Source organism: Dokdonella sp., from assembly GCF_044227025.1.
Classification (GTDB): domain Bacteria; phylum Pseudomonadota; class Gammaproteobacteria; order Xanthomonadales; family Rhodanobacteraceae; genus Dokdonella_A.
Genome location: NZ_JBGAFX010000001.1, coordinates 531936 through 550235, shown reverse-complemented (window position 1 = coordinate 550235; position 18300 = coordinate 531936). Strand labels below are relative to the sequence as shown.

Below are 18300 nucleotides of genomic sequence, written 5' to 3'. Positions count from 1 at the left end.
GCGCGCGGTGGGGCATCAGGCCGGCGCGAACTCGAGCGCCGCCGAATTCATGCAATAGCGGTTGCCGCTCGGCGGCGGTCCGTCCGGGAACACATGGCCGAGGTGGCTGTCGCAGCGCGCGCAACGCGTTTCGACGCGGACCATGCCGTGGCTGGTGTCGCGAACCTCGCGCACGTGTGCGGGATCGAACGGTGCGTAGAAACTCGGCCAACCGGTGCCCGATTCGAACTTCGTGGTCGAGCGGAACAACGGCAATCCGCACAGGCGGCAGGCGAAGACGCCGTCACCGTGTTCATGCAGGAGGCCGCCGCAGAAGGGTGGCTCGGTGCCGTGGTCGAACAACACATGGCGCTCCTCGGGCGTGAGGCGCGCCGCAAGCCGGTCGCGCTCGGCCGTCGAGATCGGCGTGAGGTCGTAGCCGGAGGCGGACGTCGTCATGCGAGGCCTCCGTCCCGGGAACCGTCGCTGCGCAACCAGTCGCCGAACTGCTTGCGCAGCTTGGCGACTTTCGGCGCCGACACCGCGGCAATGTAGGCCTGCTCCGGATGCAGCGCGGCATAGTTCTGGTGGTAGCGCTCCGCGTCATGGAACGCAGCGAGCGGAACGAGCTGCGTCACGATCGGCGCGTTGAACACCTTCGCCGCGTCGAGCTGGCGGATGTAGGCTGCGGCAACTTCGCGTTGCACATCGTCGAGGTGGAACACGACCGAGCGGTACTGCCGGCCGCGGTCGTTGCCCTGGCGGTCGACCTGGGTCGGATCGTGCGCGACCGCGAAGAACACCTTGAGCAAGCGGCCATAGCTGATCCGCTGCGGATCGAAGCGGATCGCGACCGCTTCGGCGTGGTCGGTCACGCCGCTGCAGACACGTTCGTAGTTCGCGCTCGCGGCATCGCCGCCGCTGTAGCCGGAGGTGACGCCGAGTACGCCGTCGAGCTCGCGGAACACCGCCTCGACGCACCAGAAGCAGCCGCCGGCGAGCACCGCGGTCGCTTCATGCAGGCCGGGTGCCGGCGCTGGGTCGAACACGGGATCGGGAACGAGCGAGCGTTCGACGGCCAGGCCGATGCCCGGGATATCGCAGACGGCATCCATGGAGGGTCTCCTTCGAGGGTTTGGCAGCGGGTGCGCAAAGGACAGGTGCGGGGCGCGGGTTCTTTCAGATGATGGCCGAACCGGCAAAGCCAAGGCCAACGTGGGAGCCCGCGGTCGCGGCATGCCGTCCGGGCACGTGCCCGGCAGCGGGCTTGTAAAGATGGATTTACGCGTCGGATATCCTGCAGTTCAGATCCGGCTGCTAGCCTTCGCGCATCGCCGGCCGGATGCCCGGTGTCGCTCGCATTGCCCGCAAGGAACGTCCCATGTCGCGTTGGAAGCTCGCGCTCGTCGTCGCTCTCCTTCTGTTGGCCTGCCTCGTCGGCTGGCGCATCTACAGCTCCAACGCCGCGCCGGGCGCCGCCCGCGCTCGCGCGGACGCGCCGGTACCGGTCACCGTGGTCGCCGCGAAGGTCGAGGACGTGCCGGTCTACCTGACCGCACTCGGCACCGTGCAGGCGCTCAACACGGTCGCGCTGAACGCGCAGGTGAGCGGCCAGCTCAAGGCGCTGCATTTCGCCGAGGGCGAGGAAATCGCCGCGGGTACGCTGATCGCCGAGATAGATCCGCGCACCTTGCAGGCTGCGCTCGACCAGGCGACGGCGAAGCAGAAGCAGGACGCGGCCCAGCTCAGCGCCTCGAACAGCACGCTCGCGCGCTACGAGGAGCTGAAGAAGAAGAACTTCGTCTCGGCGCAGGATCTGGAGAACCAGCGCCAGACGGTGCGCCAGCAGGAAGCGCTGGTCGCCGCCGACGCCGCCGCGGTATCGAGCGCGCGCACCCAGCTCGGCTACACGCGCATCACGGCGCCGATCACCGGCGTCGCCGGCATCCGCCAGGTCGACGTCGGCAACCTCGTGCAGGCGAACGGCAGCACGATCGTGACCCTGACCCAGGTGCATCCGATCAACGTGGTGTTCACCCTGCCGGAACAGAATCTGGACGCGGTGCGCAGCGCGCAGGCCGCCGATGCCGCGGGCATCGAAATCGCCGCGCTCGACCGCAGCGACGCGCATGTGATCGCGAGCGGCGTGCTCAAGGTGATCGACAACCAGATCGACACCAGTACCGGCACGTTCAAGCTGAAGTCCGAGTTCGCCAACGCGGACAACGCGCTGTGGCCAGGCCAGTTCGTCAACGTGCGCGCGAAGGTGCGGACCGTGAAAGGCGGCGTCGTGGTGCCCGCGACGGCGCTGCAGCGCGGCCCTGCCGGCAGCTATGTCTACGTGTTGCAGGCGGACGGTACGGTGGCGATGACGCCCGTGGTCGCGGGCGGCGATGCCGGCAACGACCAGGTGCTGGTTTCCAGCGGCCTCGCGGTCGGCGACCGGGTCGTAACCGAAGGCCAGTTCCGCCTGAAACCGGGCAGCAAGGTGCAGGCGCTCGCGCCAGGCGAGACGCCAGCGCCGCCGAGCACGGAGGAGCTGGCGAAGGACAAGGGACAAGGCGGCGAAGCGCAGCGACGCGGCGGGCGCAGGGGCGGTGGCTGATGGACGCGAGCCGGGCGGAATCCGGGCAGGACTGATCGTGCAAACGAGTCCCGAACCCTTGTCCGGCGCCCTGCGCCCTCTTCTCCCGGCGGGCGAACGAAAGGCGAAAGGCACCATTCCATGAGCTTCTCGACCCTGTTCATCCGGCGCCCGATCGCCACTTCATTGTTGATGCTCGCGCTGCTTCTGCTCGGCGTGATCGGCTATCGCGCATTGCCGGTCGCGGCGTTGCCGGACATCGATGCGCCCAGCCTGATCGTGACGACGCAGTACCCCGGAGCGAGCGCCTCGACGATGGCGGCGCTGGTGACGACGCCACTCGAACGGCAGTTCGGGCAGATCTCCGGCATCGTCACGATGAACTCGGACAGTTCGGCCAGCCTGTCGACGATCGTCATCACGTTCAACCAGGGCCGCGACATCGACGCCGCCGGCCAGGACGTGCAATCGGCGATCAATGCCGCACGCGGCACGCTGCCGTCGAACCTGCCGTATCCGCCGGTCTACAGCAAGGTCAATCCGGCCGATGCGCCGATCCTGACCCTGATGCTCACCTCCGACTCGCGCCCGTTGCGCGAGGTCAACGACTACGCCGACAGCATCCTCGCGCAGCGCCTCGCGCAGATCCGCGGCGTCGGCCTCGTCAGCATCGCCGGCAACGTGCGTCCGGCCGTGCGCGTGCAGGTGAATCCCGCGCAGATCGCCAACCTCGGCCTGACCATGGAGGACGTGCGCAGCGCGCTGACCCAGGCGAACGTGAATGCGCCGAAAGGCAGCCTCAACGGCACCGTGCAGAGTTTCAGCATCGGCACCAACGACCAGTTGTCCGATGCCGAGGACTACCGCTCCACCATCGTCAGCTACAGGAACGGTGCGGCGGTGCGCCTGTCCGACATCGCGCAGGTGATCGATGGCGTCGAGAACGACCAGCTCGCCGCGTGGGCGAACGGCAAGCCGGCGGTGCTGCTCGACATCCGCCGGCAGCCGTCGGCGAACATCGTCCAGACCGTGGCCGACATCCGCGCGCAACTGCCGCGACTGCAGGCGCTGCTGCCGGCCGATGTGCATCTGGACGTGTTCTCCGATCGCACAGTGACCATCCGCGCCTCGGTCGCCGATGTCGAGTTCACGCTCGGCCTGACCGTGCTGCTCGTGATCGCGGTGATCTTCGTGTTCCTGCGCCGGCTGTGGGCGACGGTGATCCCGAGCGTCGCGGTGCCCCTGTCCCTGCTCGGCACGTTCGGCGTAATGGCGTTCGCCGGCTTCTCGCTCGACAACCTGTCGCTGATGGCGCTGGCGGTCGCGACCGGTTTCGTCGTCGACGATGCGATCGTGATGATCGAGAACATCGTGCGTTACATCGAGCAGGGCAAGGACGGCAAGGAGGCGGCGGAAATCGGCGCGAAGGAAATCGGCTTCACCGTGCTGTCGCTGACCGTGTCGCTGATCGCGGTGTTCCTGCCGCTGCTGCTGATGCCGGGGGTGACCGGGCGGCTGTTCCACGAGTTCGCGTGGGTGCTGACGATCGCGGTCACGCTGTCGATGCTGATATCGCTGACCCTGACGCCGATGATGTGCGCCTACCTGCTCAAGGCCGATGCGCTACCGGCCGGCGACCACGCGCACGACGGCGTCGCGGCCAGGCGCGACCCCTGGTCGCGCATCGTCGACGTCTACGCGCACAGCCTCGACTGGGTACTCGCGCGCCAGCCGTTGATGCTGCTGGTCGCGTCCGTGACGGTCATCGTCACGATCGCGCTCTACATCGCGATCCCGAAGGGCCTGCTGCCCGAACAGGACACCGGCTTGATCACCGGCGTCGTGCAGGCAGACCAGAACATCGCGTTCCCGGCGATGCAGGAGCGCACCAAGGCGGTCGCCGACGCGCTGCGCGACGTGCCCGGCGTCGCCGGCGTCGCGGCATTCGTCGGTGCCGGCAGCGTGAATCCGACCCTCAGCCAGGGCCAGCTCAGCATCGTGCTGAAACCGCGCGGCGAGCGCGGTGGCCTGGCCGAGGTGCTTCCAGCCTTGCAGCGCGCCGTCGCGCACATCCCCGGTGCGGCGCTGTACCTCAAGCCGGTGCAGGACGTCGCGCTCGACACGCGCGTGGCGCCGACCGAATACCAGTACTCGCTGTCGGAAGTGAACTCGAGCGAACTCGCCGGCTTCGCGACGCAGATGACCGAGGCGCTGCGCCGGCGCCCCGAGCTCTCCGACGTCGACAACAACCTCGCCAACCAGGGCGACGCGCTGCACCTGACCGTCGACCGCGAGAAGGCGAGCCGACTCGGCGTGCCGATGCAGACGATCGACGACACGCTCTACGATGCGTTCGGCCAGCGCCAGATCTCGACCATCTTCACCCAGCTCAACCAGTATCGCGTCGTGCTCGAGGTCGCGCCGGAATTCCGCACCAACAAGGCACTGCTCGACCAGCTCACCGTGCGCGGCAACGGCAACGGTGCGCTCACCGGCAGCAATGCGACCGCGCTTGGCCAGGCCGCTTCGAGCAATTCGGCGACGCCGTCGGGCATCGCCGGCGCCGGCAATACCGGCATCACGCTCGGCAGCGGCGGCGCGATCCCGCTGTCCGCGCTCGCCAGCGCGAAGCAGGAGAACGCCCCGCTGGTGATCAGCCACCAGGACCAGCTTCCGGCGGTGACGATCTCGTTCAATCTCGCGCGCGGCCATTCGCTGTCCGACGCGGTCGCGGCGATCCACGCGGTCGAGGCGGGGCTGAATTTTCCGCCGCAGGTGCGCGGCCAGTTCGTCGGCAAGGCGGCCGAGTTCTCCGCGTCGCTCACCGACGAAGTGTTGCTCCTGCTCGCCGCAGTGGTGGTCATCTACATCGTGCTTGGCGTGCTGTACGAGAGCTACATCCATCCGATCACGATCCTCTCGACCCTGCCCCCCGCAGGCGTCGGCGCGCTGCTCGCCCTGATGGCGTGCGGCATGAACCTGTCGGTCGACGGCATCGTCGGCATCGTGCTGCTGATCGGCATCGTCAAGAAGAACGCAATCATGATGATCGACTTCGCGATCGAGGCCCGGCGCGATGGCATGAACGCGCACGACGCGATCCGCCGCGCCTGCCTGCTGCGCTTCCGACCGATCATGATGACCACCGCCGCCGCACTGCTCGGTGCACTGCCGCTCGCGCTCGGCAACGGCATCGGCTCGGAACTGCGCAAGCCGCTCGGCGTGTCGATCGTCGGCGGCCTGCTGTTGTCGCAGTTGATCACCTTGTACACGACACCGGTGATCTATCTGTATTTCGAGCGGTTTTCGGATTGGCTGCGTGCGCGGCATGCGCAGCGCACGCCAGTGCTCGCTCGCGCGGGGTCGACATGAAGCGCGGCGCGCAACGTGCGATGTGCGAGCCCTCCCCTTCAAGGGGAGGGTTGGGTGGGGATGGTGTGTGGGGATGTCATGCTCTTCGTGGAAATCGACTCGCAGAGTCCTTTCCGTTGCCCGTCACGGGCAATCGCAAAAACCGGCCCGCGACCGTGCGTGTTCGTCCCGCATCCCTGCGGGCCGGCTTCTTTCTCTTGCTTGTCCAAGAGAAAGAAACCAAAGCGAAGGCCACCCCGACGGCGTCGCCTTCCGCAGCGCGGAAGGTACGTGAACGTCGGCCGGGGTTCGCCGACGATGCATCCTGCATCGCGGCGAACGCGCGCGCGTCCTGCGCGCGCCCCTGCGGGCCTTCTCGTCCGCCGTCCACCGGCGCCGAAGGGGACCTGAAAGCAAAGAATAGCGCGCTGGTGCGCGCAGAAGCATCGCGGCTTCCGCCGCTCCCACAGAAGAGCGATGCCCGCTTTGGCGGGAGCGGCGGAAGCCGCGATGCGTTGGTTTCATCTGCGCGCAGGAGCGCGCCGATCTTCCACCGGGGTCCCCTTGCGGCCCGGCGAGCGGGTGGAGGACTGGCCCGGAGGGGCGCGCGCACGATGCGCGCGCGTTCGTTGCGGTCCATGGATGGACCGTCAACGAACCCCGCAACCCGATCGCGCAGTCGATGGGCAGGATGCCCAGCGACCGGGCCGCTGGGGGTGTCCTTTCTCTTGGTGACTTCTCTTTGGACAAGCAAAGAGAAGTTACCGGCCCGCAGGGATGCGGGACGAACATGCAGGGATGCGGGTCGGTTCTCGCGAAGGTCGCCCAGCGCAGAGCGCAACGGGGCCGCACAACACCAACCCCTCGCCCGCGAGGGAGCAATCCCATGAACATTTCCGGACCCTTCATCCGCCGCCCGATCGCGACCTCGCTGCTTGCGATCGGCTTGTTCGTTGCGGGCGCGATCTGCTACTTCCTGCTCGGCGTCGCGGCATTGCCGAACCTCGAACCGCCGGTGGTCTTCGTCAGCGCGAGCCAGCCAGGTGGCAGCGCCGACACGATGGCGGCCACGGTCGCCGCGCCGCTCGAACGCCACCTCGGGCAGATCCCCGGCATCGACACGATCAATTCGAGCAGCAGCGAAGGCAGCGCGTCGGTGATCCTGGTGTTCGACAGCAGCCGCAAGGTCGACGACGCCGCACGCGACGTGCAGGCGGCGATCAACGCCGCCGCGCCGGACCTGCCGTCGGGGCTCACCAATGCGCCGACCTATCGCAAGGCGAATCCGAACAACCAGCCGGTGCTGGCGCTCGCGTTGAGCTCGGACTCGGAGCCGTTGTCGAAATTGTACGACTACGCCGACTCGCTGATCGCGCAGCGAATCCGCCAGTTGCCCGGGGTCAGCGATGTCGACGTCGCCGGCGGCGCGACACCGGCAGTTCGGGTCGACCTCAACCTGCGCGCGCTGAACGCGATGGGGCTGTCGCCGGACCAGGTGCGCAACGCGCTGACCGCAGCGAACGTGACCTCGCCGCAGGGGTTTCTTTCCAACGGCCATACCACGATGGCGGTGTCGGCGAACGATGCGCTGCACACCGCCGCGGAGTTCGCCGATCTCGTCATCGCGGTGAAGAACGGCGTGCCCGTGCGCCTCAGCGACGTCGCCAGGGTCTACGACGGCCAGCAGGACCAGTACCAGGCCGCGTGGTACGGCACGCGCCGCGCGATCCTGCTGTTCGTGCGCAAGCAGGCCGATGCGAACGTCATCGCGACCGTCGACAGCGTCAAGAATGAAATCCCCCAGCTGCAGACCTGGTTGCCGGCGGGCGTGACGCTGACGCCGTTCTTCGACCGCACGCCGATCATCCGTGCCTCGATCGACGAGGTGCAGATCAGCCTGCTGCTCAGCCTCGGCATGGTGATCCTGACGATGGCGCTGTTCCTGCGCCGGCTCGCGCCGACGCTGATCGCTGCGAGCGCGGTGCCGCTGTCGCTTACCGGCGCGTTCACCGTCATGTACGTGCTCGGTTTCACGCTCGACAACATGTCGCTGATGGCGCTGGTGATCGCGATCGGCTTCGTCGTCGACGATGCAATCGTGGTGATCGAGAACGTGATCCGGCATGTCGACGCCGGCATGCATCGCTTCGAGGCGACCCTGCTCGGCGCGAAGGAGATCGGATTCACGATCGTGTCGATCACCGCCTCGCTGGTCGCGGTGTTCGCGCCGGTGATGTTCGCCAGCGGCATCACCGGCATGTTCTTCAAGGAGTTCGCGATCACCCTGGTGGCGGCCATCGTGTTCTCCGCGATCATCTCGCTGACCCTGACGCCGGCCCTGTGCGGACGCTTCCTCACGCCGCACGCCGAGGCGAAACCGTCGCGCCTTGGCGCGCGCATCGATGCGATCCACGCCGGCATGCTCGACCTGTACCGCGTCCTGCTCGACCATTCGTTGCGCTGGCCGCGACTGACCGCACTGCAACCGCTGGTTCTCATCGTCATCACCGTGTTCCTGATGCGCTTCGTGCACAGCGGCCTCTTCCCGCAGCAGGACACCGGCATGCTGCAGGGTCGGATCACCGCCGGCGCCGACGTGTCGCCGCCGCGCATGATGGAGCAGACGCAGAAACTCGCCGGGATGGTGATGCAGGATCCGGCGGTCGACAGCGTCGGCTCGCGCCTTGGAGGCGGCTTTGGTCGCGGCGGCGGCGGTTCGGGCCAGCTCTACATCAGCCTGAAACCGCCGCCGCAGCGCCAAGGCGAGTCGACCTTCGCGGTGATGACCCGCCTCAACAGGATGGCGCAGGACCTGCCCGGCGTGCAGATGCGCCTGCGACCGGTGCAGGACCTGCCGAGCGGCGGTGGTGGTGGCGGTGGCAGCGGCGGGCAGTACCAGATGTCGCTCAAGGGCAACGACATTGCATCGTTGCAGGTGTGGGCGCCGAAGCTGGTGGAAGCACTGAAGAAGTTGCCGCAGCTGCGCGACGTCGACAGCGACGTCGACGAGGCCGGTCCGCGCCAGACACTGGCGATAGACCGCGACAGCGCCGCGCGCCTCGGCGTCAGCGTCGCCGCGATCGACAGCGCGCTCAACAATGCGTTCGGCCAGCGCCAGGTTTCGACGATCTATTCGGACGTCAACCAGTTCAAGGTGGTACTCAGCGCACTGCCGAGCCAGGCCACCGATCCGTCCGCGCTCGAACGCCTGTACGTGCGTTCGGACAGCGGCGCGATGGTGCCGATCGGCGCACTGGTGAAGATGCAGGAGGGCATCGCGCCGACCGAGGTTTCGCACGAGGGCCAGTTCTCGACGGTGAGCCTCAGCTTCAACCTCGCACCGGACGTGACCATGAGCCAGGCACAGGCGATCATCGAGGGCACGATCGCCGGGATGCGCCTGCCCGGCGACATCCGCATGGACTTCGCCGGCGACTTCCGCAACTTCCAGACCCAGCAGGGCGACAACTCGCTGCTGATCTTCGGCGCGATCGTGATCGTCTACATCGTGCTCGGCATGCTGTACGAGAGCCTGATCCATCCGGTCACGATCCTCTCGACCCTGCCCTCGGCCGGCGTCGGCGCGCTGCTCGCGATGGTCGTCACCGGCACCGAGCTGTCGGTGGTGTCGATGATCGCGATCGTGCTGCTGATCGGTATCGTCAAGAAGAACGCGATCATGATGGTCGACTTCGCCCTCGTCGCCGAACGCGAACACGGTCGATCGCCACTGGAAGCGATTCGCGAGGCCTCGCTGGTGCGCTTTCGTCCGATCATGATGACCTCGATGGTCGCGATCTGCGCCGCGCTGCCACTCGCGATCGGTTTCGGTACCGGTTCGGAACTGCGCCGTCCGCTTGGCATCGCGATGATCGGTGGCCTGCTCGTATCGCAGAGCCTGACCCTGCTGTCGACACCGGCAATCTATCTGATCTTTGCGCGCATCAGCGAACGGCGGCGCCAACGGAAAGCCGCCAGGGCCCTGACGCGGATCAACGCGGATGCGCGCGCATAGCCCTGCAGGAATGTGCCTGATCTGCGCGCGCGCCGAGCCCCGCACGACCGCACCCAGGGCAAGCCTGCGCCTGCCGTTGCGGAGCCGAGCCTGATCGGCTCAGCGACGCCGAAAGCACAAGCCGCGGAGCACGCTGCGCTGCCAAAACGGCCGCTTTGCGATCAATCGCCGGAGTCGAGTGCGAGCATGCCGCGGTCGAGCCCGCGGGCGCCGCGCGGGTGCGTCGGGAAGCGTTTTGATGCGGGCAGCGGCGCAGCGGCGGCGACGTGCTTCCACATCGCATCGAGCGCGGCGTAGCCATACGGCAACAACGGCACGTAGCGATCGCCGAAGGCGGGCAGCGCGAGGAACGCATCGAAGTGCTGCGCGTGCGGCACGCGCCAGAGCACGGGCTTGCGGCCGGCCGCCGCCAGGGCGTCGATGTAGGCCGAGGACGTGAAAGCGAATGGCAACAGGCCATCGTCTTCGCCATGCGCGACGAGGATCGGCAAGTCGGCGCGCGGCGGCCTGGTGATGGTCGCGGCGACTGCGGCATGCAACGCATGCGCCGGCGCATCATTGCCGCTCCACAGGCGACGCAGGCAGTCGATGCCGGCCGCGGTCGGGTCCGCGCTCGCGTCGGTGCCGCCAAGCAGCATGACACCGGCGCCGGGCGGAATGCCGCTCGCATCCGACCACCAGGCGGCGCGCGTGGGCGCATCGGCGGCGATGGCGGCACCGTGCGCATCGGTCGCGGCGAAACGGAACCCGCACGGCATCTTCGTCGCCGGCGCGCGCAGATACGACGACGCATAGGTAGCGCCGACCGCGCGCCAGAGATCGAACGCGGTGGAACTCGCCGCGGTCGCCAGCGCGAGATCGTCCCAGCCCGCGGCGTGCAGGCGATCGAGCGCCGCGCGCGCTTGCGCCGCGAGGTCGGTTCCCTCGAGCACGCCTTGTTCGTGCAGGCGTGCGCAGCGCGCGAGCCACGCGGGTGGTGTCGCGCCATGCACGCGCGCGAATGGCACGGCATCGAAACGCGCATCGACCAGCGCGCACGGCATCAACAAGGCGGCTTCGCTGGCGTAGTCGTACAACGCGCGGCCGTGGCCGGCGACGTGTACGTTGGGCGCGAGCGCGACGACCCCGTCGATCAGCCCGTCGTCGAGACCGGCCGCCTGCAATGCCGCGCCAGCGCCGTTCGACACGCCGGTCACGATCACGCGCGTGTTCGCCGGCGTGAATGGTGCCTGCGCCGGATACGCGCGATCGAGCATGGCGAGACCGAATCGCGCAGCCTGCAGCACATGCCGGCCCCAGTCCGCTTCGGGATTGCCGCTCGAGTGCGCGTGCTTGATCGCGACGCCGCGCATGGCATCGACGTGCGCCGGCTCGAACTCGAGCGGCGCCGTGCCGCGTGCCGCTCGCGTGCCGTCGAGCGCGACGCCGCTGTCGCTGTCGAGGTCGAAGTAACCCGAACCGGTGCCCTTGTCGGTGTAGGCGACCGCGCAGCCGCGTGGCAACGCCCACGCACCGGCGAGCGCGATCGCGCCGTACACGCCGCGCGAACCCGACGACGCGGCGACGACGAGGCAGCGCGCGTTCGCATCGAACGCATCCGGCGCCTGCAGCAGCACGCGATGCGGGGCGAGCGCACCATGGAGGCGGGCGAACGCCTGGTATTCGCGGCCGGGCACGCTCGGTACCGCACCGTAGATGTCGCCGTAGCCGCCGAGCGGACCGAGATCGGCGATGCCGGCCCAGCTCGTGTGGATCGCGCGGCGGCGAAGTTCCGCCGCTGTCGGCTGCGCCGCATCGGCGAACGCGGGCGACCTTGCACGCAATCCGGCGAGGCCGAGGCCGGCGCTGAGCAGGTCGTCGCCGTTGCGGTGTAGGGACTCGCGCACTTCGCCGAAGGAGTCGTTTGCGGTCATCGGCTTCTCCGGCGGGCGTTGCGTCGCGCAGGCGGCGAGCAGCAGGAACAACAGGGGCAGCGATCGACGGATCATCCGCGCAGCCTAGCGCGATGTGCGCACGCCCGTCATCGTACGAAGGTCCAATCCGCCGACGAGCAGGCGGTCGAGCACGCAGCGGCGAGTCCCGCCGAACGCAAGGCGACGACACACGCGTCGCACGCGCCCGTTTGATGGTGCCTGCGACGTGCCCTACAGTGGTCGCCGTGCGCATCCTGCTCGCCGACGACCATCCGCTGTTCCGCCTCGCGCTCGCGCAGAGCGTGCGCGCGGTCGCGCCCGCAGCGGAACTCGCCGAAGTCGCGACGTTCGACGAGGCGCGCGCGGATCTCGCCCGGCATGCCGACACCGACCTCGTCCTGCTCGACCTCGACATGCCAGGCAGCCACGGTCTGATCGGGCTCGCGACCCTGCGCGCGGAACATCCTGCGATCGCGGTCGCGATGGTTTCTGCGCATGACGACGACGCCACGATCCGGCGTGCGCTTGCATTCGGCGCGGCCGGCTACCTCTCCAAGCGCTCCAGCGCGGACGAACTCGCCGAGGCATTGCGCAGCGTGCTCGACTGCCGCACCTGGCTGCCACCAACGGTGCGCGATTCGATCGCATCCGCGCCCGCACCCGATGACCGCGCGCTTGCCGCGCGTCTCGCCAGCCTGAGCCCACAGCAGATGCGCGTGCTCGGGCTCGTCGCCGAAGGCCTGCTCAACAAGCAGATCGCCGATCGCCTCGGCGTGCAGGAGCGCACCGTGAAGGCGCACCTCAGCGCGATCTTCGATCGTCTCGGTGTGCGCAACCGCACCCAGGCCGGCGTGCTGCTGCGCTCGCTGCAACCGCTCGAAAGCTCCTGATTCCCGCCATTGTCGGCGGAGGCCAATCCTCGGCGCCGCGCGAGATGCGTCACGCCGCGACCAACATGCGCGCCATCAGCGACTTCAACGCGAGCGGCTTGAGCGGCTTGTGCAGCAGCTGGCAGCCGCCCGCGAGAACGGCGCGGCGTACGTCCTCGGCGTGGTCCGCAGTGACGACGATGCACGGCGTCGCGCTCGCGCGCGCGCCAAGTGCGGCACGCAGGTCGAGGCCGGTCGCGCCGCCGTCGAGGTGGTAGTCGAGCACGAGCAGGTCCGGCAGCGCATCGGCGCTCGCGGCAAGCGCGCCGGCGATGTCGGATGCGACCGCGACCGCACAGCCCCACCCTTCGAGCAGCGCGCGCGTCGCCGCGAGCACGGCCGGATCATTGTCGACGATGAGCACGCGCTGCGGCACCGGCGACAGCGCCGGCGTTTCCGCCTGCGTGTTGCCCGTCGCCTCCGCAACCGCCTGCGCGCGCGGCAGTTCGACCGCGAACACGCTGCCGCGGGCGGGCCATGAGCGCAGCGTGAGGGGATGGCCGAGCAGGCGCGCGATCCGCTCCGCGATCGACAAGCCAAGGCCAAGACCGGCACCGTCGCGGTCGATGCGGCGAAATTCCTCGAACACGAGTGCGCGGTCCGCCTCGGCGATGCCGGCACCGCTGTCCCACACCTCGATGCGCAGGTTCGCACCGTGTCGACGCACGCCAAGCACGACGCCACCCGACCGCGTGTACTTGATCGCGTTGGACAGGAAATTCTGCAGCACGCGGCGCAACAGTTGTGGATCGCTGCGCACCCATGCGCGGGTCGGCACGCAATCCAGCCGCAGCCCCTTCGCTTGCGCGAGCACGCGGTACTCCGCCGCGAGGGGTTGCAGGAGCGCGTCGAGCACGAACGCGCGGGGCTCCGGCCGCAGGCCGCCGGCGTCGAGGCGCGAGACCTCGATCAGTCCGCCGAGCAGGCCTTCGGCCGAACCGAGTGCGGAATCGATGTTCGCGACTGCCTCGCGCTCGGTACCGCCGCCAATGCGCTGCGCGAGCGCGTGCGTGAACAGGTGCGCGGCGTGCAACGGCTGCGCGAGGTCGTGGCTGACCGCGGCGAGGAAGCGCGTCTTGGCGCGGTTCGCGCGTTCGGCCGCGGCACTCGCGCGTGCGAGTTCGGTGGTGCGCTCGGCGACGCGCTGTTCGAGGGTCTCGTTCGCGCGGGTCAGCGCGCGCTCGGCCTCGCGGAACGCGGTCACGTCGGTGAACGTCGCGACGAAGCCGCCACCCGGCATCGGGTTGCCGCGGATCTCGACCACGGTGCCATCCGGAAAGCGCCGCTCGGACAGGTGCGGCGAGCCGGCCGCCATCTGCGCGAGGCGGCGATCAACGCGCCGTTCCACCTCGCCGTCGCCGATCAGGCCGCGCGCGATGTTGTGGCGCATCAGCTCGGCGATCGGCCGACCGACCGCGAGCAGATCCGCGGGATAGTCGAACAGCTCCGCATAGCGGCGATTCCACGCGACCACGACCAGCTTGGCGTCGACGACGCAGATGCCCTGGCTCATGTTCTCGAGCGCAGCCTCCAGTACGCGTTGGTTGAAGCGCAGGTCGCGGCTCGCCTCGCCGACGATCGCCGCAACCGTGTCGAGCTGGCCACCGCGCTCGCGCCGCGCGACTTCGAGCAGCAGGCGCGCCGAGGCGGCGCCGATCACGCTGGCGAGCTCGTGTTCGACCGCGGCAACGCTCGCCTCGTCGGCCTCGCTGCGGCGCGGGTCGAGCAGCGCGTCGACGCGCTCGCGCGGCAAGAAGCGCGTCGCCAGCGCGGCGAGGTCGGCGATCGGCAACGCACCGATCTGCCGGGCGGCCCCGGCGTGCGCCCAGCGCGTACGCGCGGCGAGCGCAAGCACGCCTACGTTGACGACGAGACTGGCGGCTAGCGAACGCGCAAGATCACTCCAGCCGGCAAGTCCGAACAGGCCCTGCGGCGACAGCGCGGCGATGCCGAACGGCCCGCTGCGCAGCGCCGGCGCGAGCGCGGGCAACACGTTCGGCGCGAGCGTGTACAGCCATACCAGCGTGCCGGCAACGAGGCCGAGCGCGACCGCACGCGCGCCGATGGTCGGGCGGTACAACGCGATCAGCACTGCCGGCATCAGGCCGGCGAGTGCGGAGAACGACAGTGCACCGATGTCCGCCAGCGCGTTGCCGCCGACCGCCGCGCGTGAATACAGCCAGGCGAGCAGCACGACGGCGAGGATCGCGACACGCCGCTGGCGCAGCACCGCTGGTCGCAGGTCGGCATGTTCGCCGCGCGCCCAGCCCGCACGCACGCGCAGCGGCGCGAGCCAGTGGTTGCCGATCATCAGGCTCAGCGCGAGCGTCGCAACGATAACCATGCTGGTCGCCGCCGACAGCCCGCCGAGGAATGCGAGCACGGCCAGACCGTGCTGGCCCTGCGCCAGCGGCAACGCGAGCACGTACAGATCGGACGGCACGCCGAGCGATGCGAAGCGCTGCGCGCCGGCCTGCGCCAGCGGCAACACCGGCAGCGCGATCGCGCACAGGTAAAGCGGAAACAGCCAGCGCGCGCTGCGCACGTGCGAGGCGTCGCGACACTCGACCACGCCGGCATGGAACTGGTGTGGCAGCGTGAATGCGGCGAGCGCGCCGAGCAGGATCAGGGCGGGGAATCCGTCGCTGTCGTGCGGCGTGGTGCGCGCGGCGGCTTCGACATCCGGCAGGGTCAGCACCAGCGCGCCGATCGCGAGCATCGCGACCAGCTTGAACACGGACTCGAACGCGAGCGCGAGCACGAGACCGCGGTTGTGCGCCGCGGCCGGCGCGCGACGCGTGCCGAACAGCATCGCGAACGCGGCCATCGCAAGCGCGACCCACAGCGCACTGTCCTGCCACGCGGGCGCGGCAGGGTCGCCGCCGCGCGCGAACAGCGCGTAGCTCATCGCGACGGCCTTCAGTTGCAGCGCGATGTAGGGCACGATGCCGACGACCGTGACCGCGGTCACAAGCGCCGCGAGCCCGGCATGCCGGCCGAGGCGCGCGGCGACGAAGTCGGCAAGCGAGCTCGCGTGATGTTCGCGTGCGAGGCGCACGAGCCTCACCAGCAGGCCGGCGCCGACGAGGTACAGCAGGATCAGGCCGACGAACGTCGGCGGCAGCCACCAGCCGGAACGCTCGGCCTGGGTGACCGTGCCGTAGAACGTCCACGACGTGCAGTGCACGCCGAGCGACAGCGCGTAGACGAGGTGCCAGCGCCGCTCGAACGCGCGCGGATGACGCTCGCCGTACAGCGCGACCGCGAACATGAGGGCGAGCCACAGCAGGCCGGCAAGCGCGACGAAGATGGACGGATAGCTCATGCGGCGGACACGCGGCCTGCGCGGAAGACTTGCGGCGCATTGAAGCACGATGGAGGGCCGCGGGCCGAGGGCCGAGATGCGTGCCGCAGCATCGGGCACTCCGTTCACCCTGAGCGCAGGCCCGCGAGGCCGAAGTCGAACGGTCGTTTTGGCGCGCTCGCGGGCGTTTCGACTCCGCGATCTGCGGACGCTGCGCTCCACGCGAACCGGATTGGTTCGAGGCCGATCGCGGATCGAAGCATTCGTGCGACGGCAGGAGCTTGCCGTGGAGTCGCACGCAGCGGCGCGTGCAACGTCTCCTATAATCGACGACCCGCGTCGCGCCGGCACGTCCGCGTGGCAATCGAACAGGAAAACCGCCATGAGCGAACTGCCACCCTGCCCCAGATGTGCGTCGACATTCACCTACGAGGACGGCCACCAGCTCGTCTGCCCCGAGTGCGCGCACGAATGGGTGCCGGGCGCGGACGAGGCGGCCGCGTCCGACGCCCGCGTGGTCAAGGATGCACACGGCAGCGTGCTCGCCGACGGCGACAGCGTGACCGTGATCAAGGACCTCAAGGTCAAGGGCTCGTCGCTGGTGGTCAAGGTCGGCACGCGCGTGAAGAACATCCGCCTGGTCGACGGCGACCACGACATCGACTGCAGGATCGACGGCATCGGCGCGATGAAGCTGAAGTCGGAGTTCGTGAAGAAGGCATGACGGCGCCGATGCGCATCGAGCGCGACGACCTGTCCCGCCCGCAGGTGCTTGCGCTGCTGCGCGAGCACCTCGACGACATGCACGCGCGATCGCCGCCGGGCAGCGTGCATGCGCTCGACCTGTCCGGCCTGCGCCGGCCCGACATCAGCTTCTGGACTGTCTGGGACGGCGCGACCCTGCTCGGCTGCGGTGCATTGCGCGAACTCGATCCGGCGCACGGCGAGGTCAAGTCGATGCGCACGCCGAAGGCGCTGCGCGGTCGCGGCGCCGCGCGCGCGATGCTCGCGCACATCGTCGACACCGCGCGTGCGCGTGGCTACCGCCGGCTCAGCCTCGAAACCGGGGCGCAGGCCGCGTTCGCGCCAGCGCACGGCCTGTATCAGCGTTTCGGTTTCGCGTTCTGCGGCGCGTTCGGCGACTATGCCGACGATCCGAACAGCGTGTTCATGACGCGCGTGCCGTAGGCGTTCTTTCAGCGCCCATCCAGCAGCGGCGCGCCGAGCGCGGCGGCCATCGCGGCGACCTGGCGCAGTTGCGCGCCGTCGCGCGTGTCGTAGGCTTCGCCACTGTAGCCCCACCAATCCCAGCAGCCCTTCGGGTTCAGTGGCGCCATCGTCGCGCGCGTCTGCGGATACAGCACGACGACGCCGTAGGCATCGGCCCAGCGGTTGTAGCCGGCGTCGCGCACGAACGCCTCGTCGATGGTTTCCGCGTTCTGCTGGCAGCCGTGGAACGCGACGTGCAGTGCACAGCGGCCTTTCTCGCACGCGGCCGGCACGTAGATGTAGCCCTTCGCGGCGAGATGCGCATCGGCGCCGGCGATGCGGTACGCCTCCTGGTCGAACGCGCGCGGCTCGCCGGCGGCTGTCGCGGCGACCGCATGCGCCGGCCTGCCGTACAGCGCGGCGAAGATCGCGCCCGCGGCGTCGTAGCCGCAGTGACCGACGAATGGCGCGGTCGCCACGTCGCAGGCCGCACCGGCGCCGAGGGTCGGGAACGTGTGCGTGTACGCGCCGGCGAGATCCTTGCGCAGGTCGAGCGGCTTCTTCGCGCCCGCGGCAAGCGCGCGATACAGCGCAGCGGTGTCCGTGCTCAGCGATTCGGCGACGGTCTTGTCGGCGCGTCCGTGCAGGATCAGCACATGGTCGCCGGAAAGCCCGGCCAGCGGTGCGATGCGGCCGGCCTTGGCCGCGTCCTTCGCGAACGCGGCGAGCGCGGCGACATCCGGCGCCTTGCCTTCCGCCGGCGTCATGCAGCTCGCCAGCGCCGTCTGCAAGGTGCCCTGCGCGCAGTGGTAGGGACCACCGGCGATCAACGCCGCGCCGGCGATGTGGTCGGAATACGCGACGTGCACCTGGTGCGCCATGTACGCGCCGGACGAGAGGCCCGAGACGGTCGTGCGCGACGCATCGAGTGCAAGTTTCGGCAGCCCGTCGGCGTGTGCCACGCCGGTGGCGAGGCCAAGGGCAAAGGTCGCGAGCGCGCACGCGTTCATCGTCGT

At 69.2% G+C, this 18300-nt stretch carries 11 protein-coding genes; 6 read left to right on the top strand and 5 right to left on the bottom strand.

Going from position 1 to position 18300, the window contains the following annotated elements; all coding sequences use genetic code 11:
* Positions 1 to 15: 15 nt before the first annotated feature.
* Complete coding sequence (gene msrB, locus ACILRJ_RS02460; RefSeq protein ID WP_395680022.1) at positions 16 to 438, bottom strand: peptide-methionine (R)-S-oxide reductase MsrB; 423 nt, start codon at positions 436 to 438, stop codon at positions 16 to 18.
* Positions 435 to 1094 (bottom strand): peptide-methionine (S)-S-oxide reductase MsrA, encoded by a 660-nt coding sequence (gene msrA, locus ACILRJ_RS02455; protein ID WP_395680020.1) that lies wholly within the window; start codon positions 1092 to 1094, stop codon positions 435 to 437. The genes msrB and msrA overlap by 4 nt, the downstream gene beginning before the upstream one ends.
* Positions 1095 to 1360: 266 nt before the next feature.
* Here msrA and ACILRJ_RS02450 point away from each other — a divergent pair, with 266 nt between their 5' ends.
* The 3 genes from ACILRJ_RS02450 (at position 1361) to ACILRJ_RS02440 (ending at position 9929) form a co-directional block, all read left to right on the top strand.
* Complete coding sequence (locus ACILRJ_RS02450; RefSeq protein ID WP_395680018.1) at positions 1361 to 2584, top strand: efflux RND transporter periplasmic adaptor subunit; 1224 nt, start codon at positions 1361 to 1363, stop codon at positions 2582 to 2584.
* Between the two features lie 120 nt (positions 2585 to 2704).
* Entirely contained in the window at positions 2705 to 5935 is a 3231-nt protein-coding gene (locus ACILRJ_RS02445) for an efflux RND transporter permease subunit (protein WP_395680016.1), read from the top strand.
* 865 nt (positions 5936 to 6800) lie between these two features.
* A complete protein-coding gene (locus tag ACILRJ_RS02440) occupies positions 6801 to 9929 on the top strand; it encodes an efflux RND transporter permease subunit (RefSeq protein ID WP_395680014.1) in 3129 nt (1042 codons plus the stop codon).
* A 161-nt stretch (positions 9930 to 10090) separates the two neighbouring features.
* Here the strand turns inward: ACILRJ_RS02440 and ACILRJ_RS02435 are convergent, their stop codons facing one another.
* A complete protein-coding gene (locus ACILRJ_RS02435) occupies positions 10091 to 11917 on the bottom strand; it encodes a 3-hydroxybutyrate oligomer hydrolase family protein (protein ID WP_395680011.1) in 1827 nt (608 codons plus the stop codon).
* 137 nt (positions 11918 to 12054) lie between these two features.
* On the opposite strand from ACILRJ_RS02435, the gene ACILRJ_RS02430 reads away from it, so the two are divergent.
* Positions 12055 to 12732, top strand: coding sequence for a response regulator (locus ACILRJ_RS02430; protein WP_395680009.1), 678 nt, complete (start codon positions 12055 to 12057; stop codon positions 12730 to 12732).
* Between the two features lie 49 nt (positions 12733 to 12781).
* Here ACILRJ_RS02430 and ACILRJ_RS02425 read toward each other — a convergent pair whose 3' ends face one another.
* Positions 12782 to 16096: a PAS-domain containing protein gene (locus tag ACILRJ_RS02425; RefSeq protein ID WP_395680007.1), complete on the bottom strand. Its 3315-nt coding sequence runs from the start codon at positions 16094 to 16096 to the stop codon at positions 12782 to 12784.
* Between the two features lie 361 nt (positions 16097 to 16457).
* Here ACILRJ_RS02425 and ACILRJ_RS02420 point away from each other — a divergent pair, with 361 nt between their 5' ends.
* Positions 16458 to 16799 (top strand): zinc ribbon domain-containing protein YjdM, encoded by a 342-nt coding sequence (locus ACILRJ_RS02420; RefSeq protein ID WP_395680005.1) that lies wholly within the window; start codon positions 16458 to 16460, stop codon positions 16797 to 16799.
* Positions 16796 to 17263, top strand: coding sequence for a GNAT family N-acetyltransferase (locus ACILRJ_RS02415; protein WP_395680003.1), 468 nt, complete (start codon positions 16796 to 16798; stop codon positions 17261 to 17263). Before ACILRJ_RS02420 ends, ACILRJ_RS02415 begins: the two co-directional genes overlap by 4 nt.
* A gap of 8 nt (positions 17264 to 17271) precedes the next feature.
* Here ACILRJ_RS02415 and ACILRJ_RS02410 read toward each other — a convergent pair whose 3' ends face one another.
* Positions 17272 to 18294 carry a PHB depolymerase family esterase gene (locus tag ACILRJ_RS02410; protein WP_395680001.1) on the bottom strand — a complete coding sequence of 341 codons (1023 nt, stop codon included), beginning with the start codon at positions 18292 to 18294 and terminating at the stop codon, positions 17272 to 17274.
* Positions 18295 to 18300: the final 6 nt, after the last annotated feature.

Excerpts from the sequence above, each read along its gene's own strand:
- msrB (WP_395680022.1), bottom strand. The coding sequence starts at position 438 with ATGACGACGTCCGCCTCCGGCTACGACCTCACGCCGATCTCGACGGCC.
- msrA (WP_395680020.1), bottom strand. The coding sequence starts at position 1,094 with ATGGATGCCGTCTGCGATATCCCGGGCATCGGCCTGGCCGTCGAACGC.
- ACILRJ_RS02450 (WP_395680018.1), top strand. The coding sequence starts at position 1,361 with ATGTCGCGTTGGAAGCTCGCGCTCGTCGTCGCTCTCCTTCTGTTGGCC.
- ACILRJ_RS02445 (WP_395680016.1), top strand. The coding sequence starts at position 2,705 with ATGAGCTTCTCGACCCTGTTCATCCGGCGCCCGATCGCCACTTCATTG.
- ACILRJ_RS02440 (WP_395680014.1), top strand. The coding sequence starts at position 6,801 with ATGAACATTTCCGGACCCTTCATCCGCCGCCCGATCGCGACCTCGCTG.
- ACILRJ_RS02435 (WP_395680011.1), bottom strand. The coding sequence starts at position 11,917 with ATGATCCGTCGATCGCTGCCCCTGTTGTTCCTGCTGCTCGCCGCCTGC.
- ACILRJ_RS02430 (WP_395680009.1), top strand. The coding sequence starts at position 12,055 with ATGGTGCCTGCGACGTGCCCTACAGTGGTCGCCGTGCGCATCCTGCTC.
- ACILRJ_RS02425 (WP_395680007.1), bottom strand. The coding sequence starts at position 16,096 with ATGAGCTATCCGTCCATCTTCGTCGCGCTTGCCGGCCTGCTGTGGCTC.
- ACILRJ_RS02420 (WP_395680005.1), top strand. The coding sequence starts at position 16,458 with ATGAGCGAACTGCCACCCTGCCCCAGATGTGCGTCGACATTCACCTAC.
- ACILRJ_RS02415 (WP_395680003.1), top strand. The coding sequence starts at position 16,796 with ATGACGGCGCCGATGCGCATCGAGCGCGACGACCTGTCCCGCCCGCAG.
- ACILRJ_RS02410 (WP_395680001.1), bottom strand. The coding sequence starts at position 18,294 with ATGAACGCGTGCGCGCTCGCGACCTTTGCCCTTGGCCTCGCCACCGGC.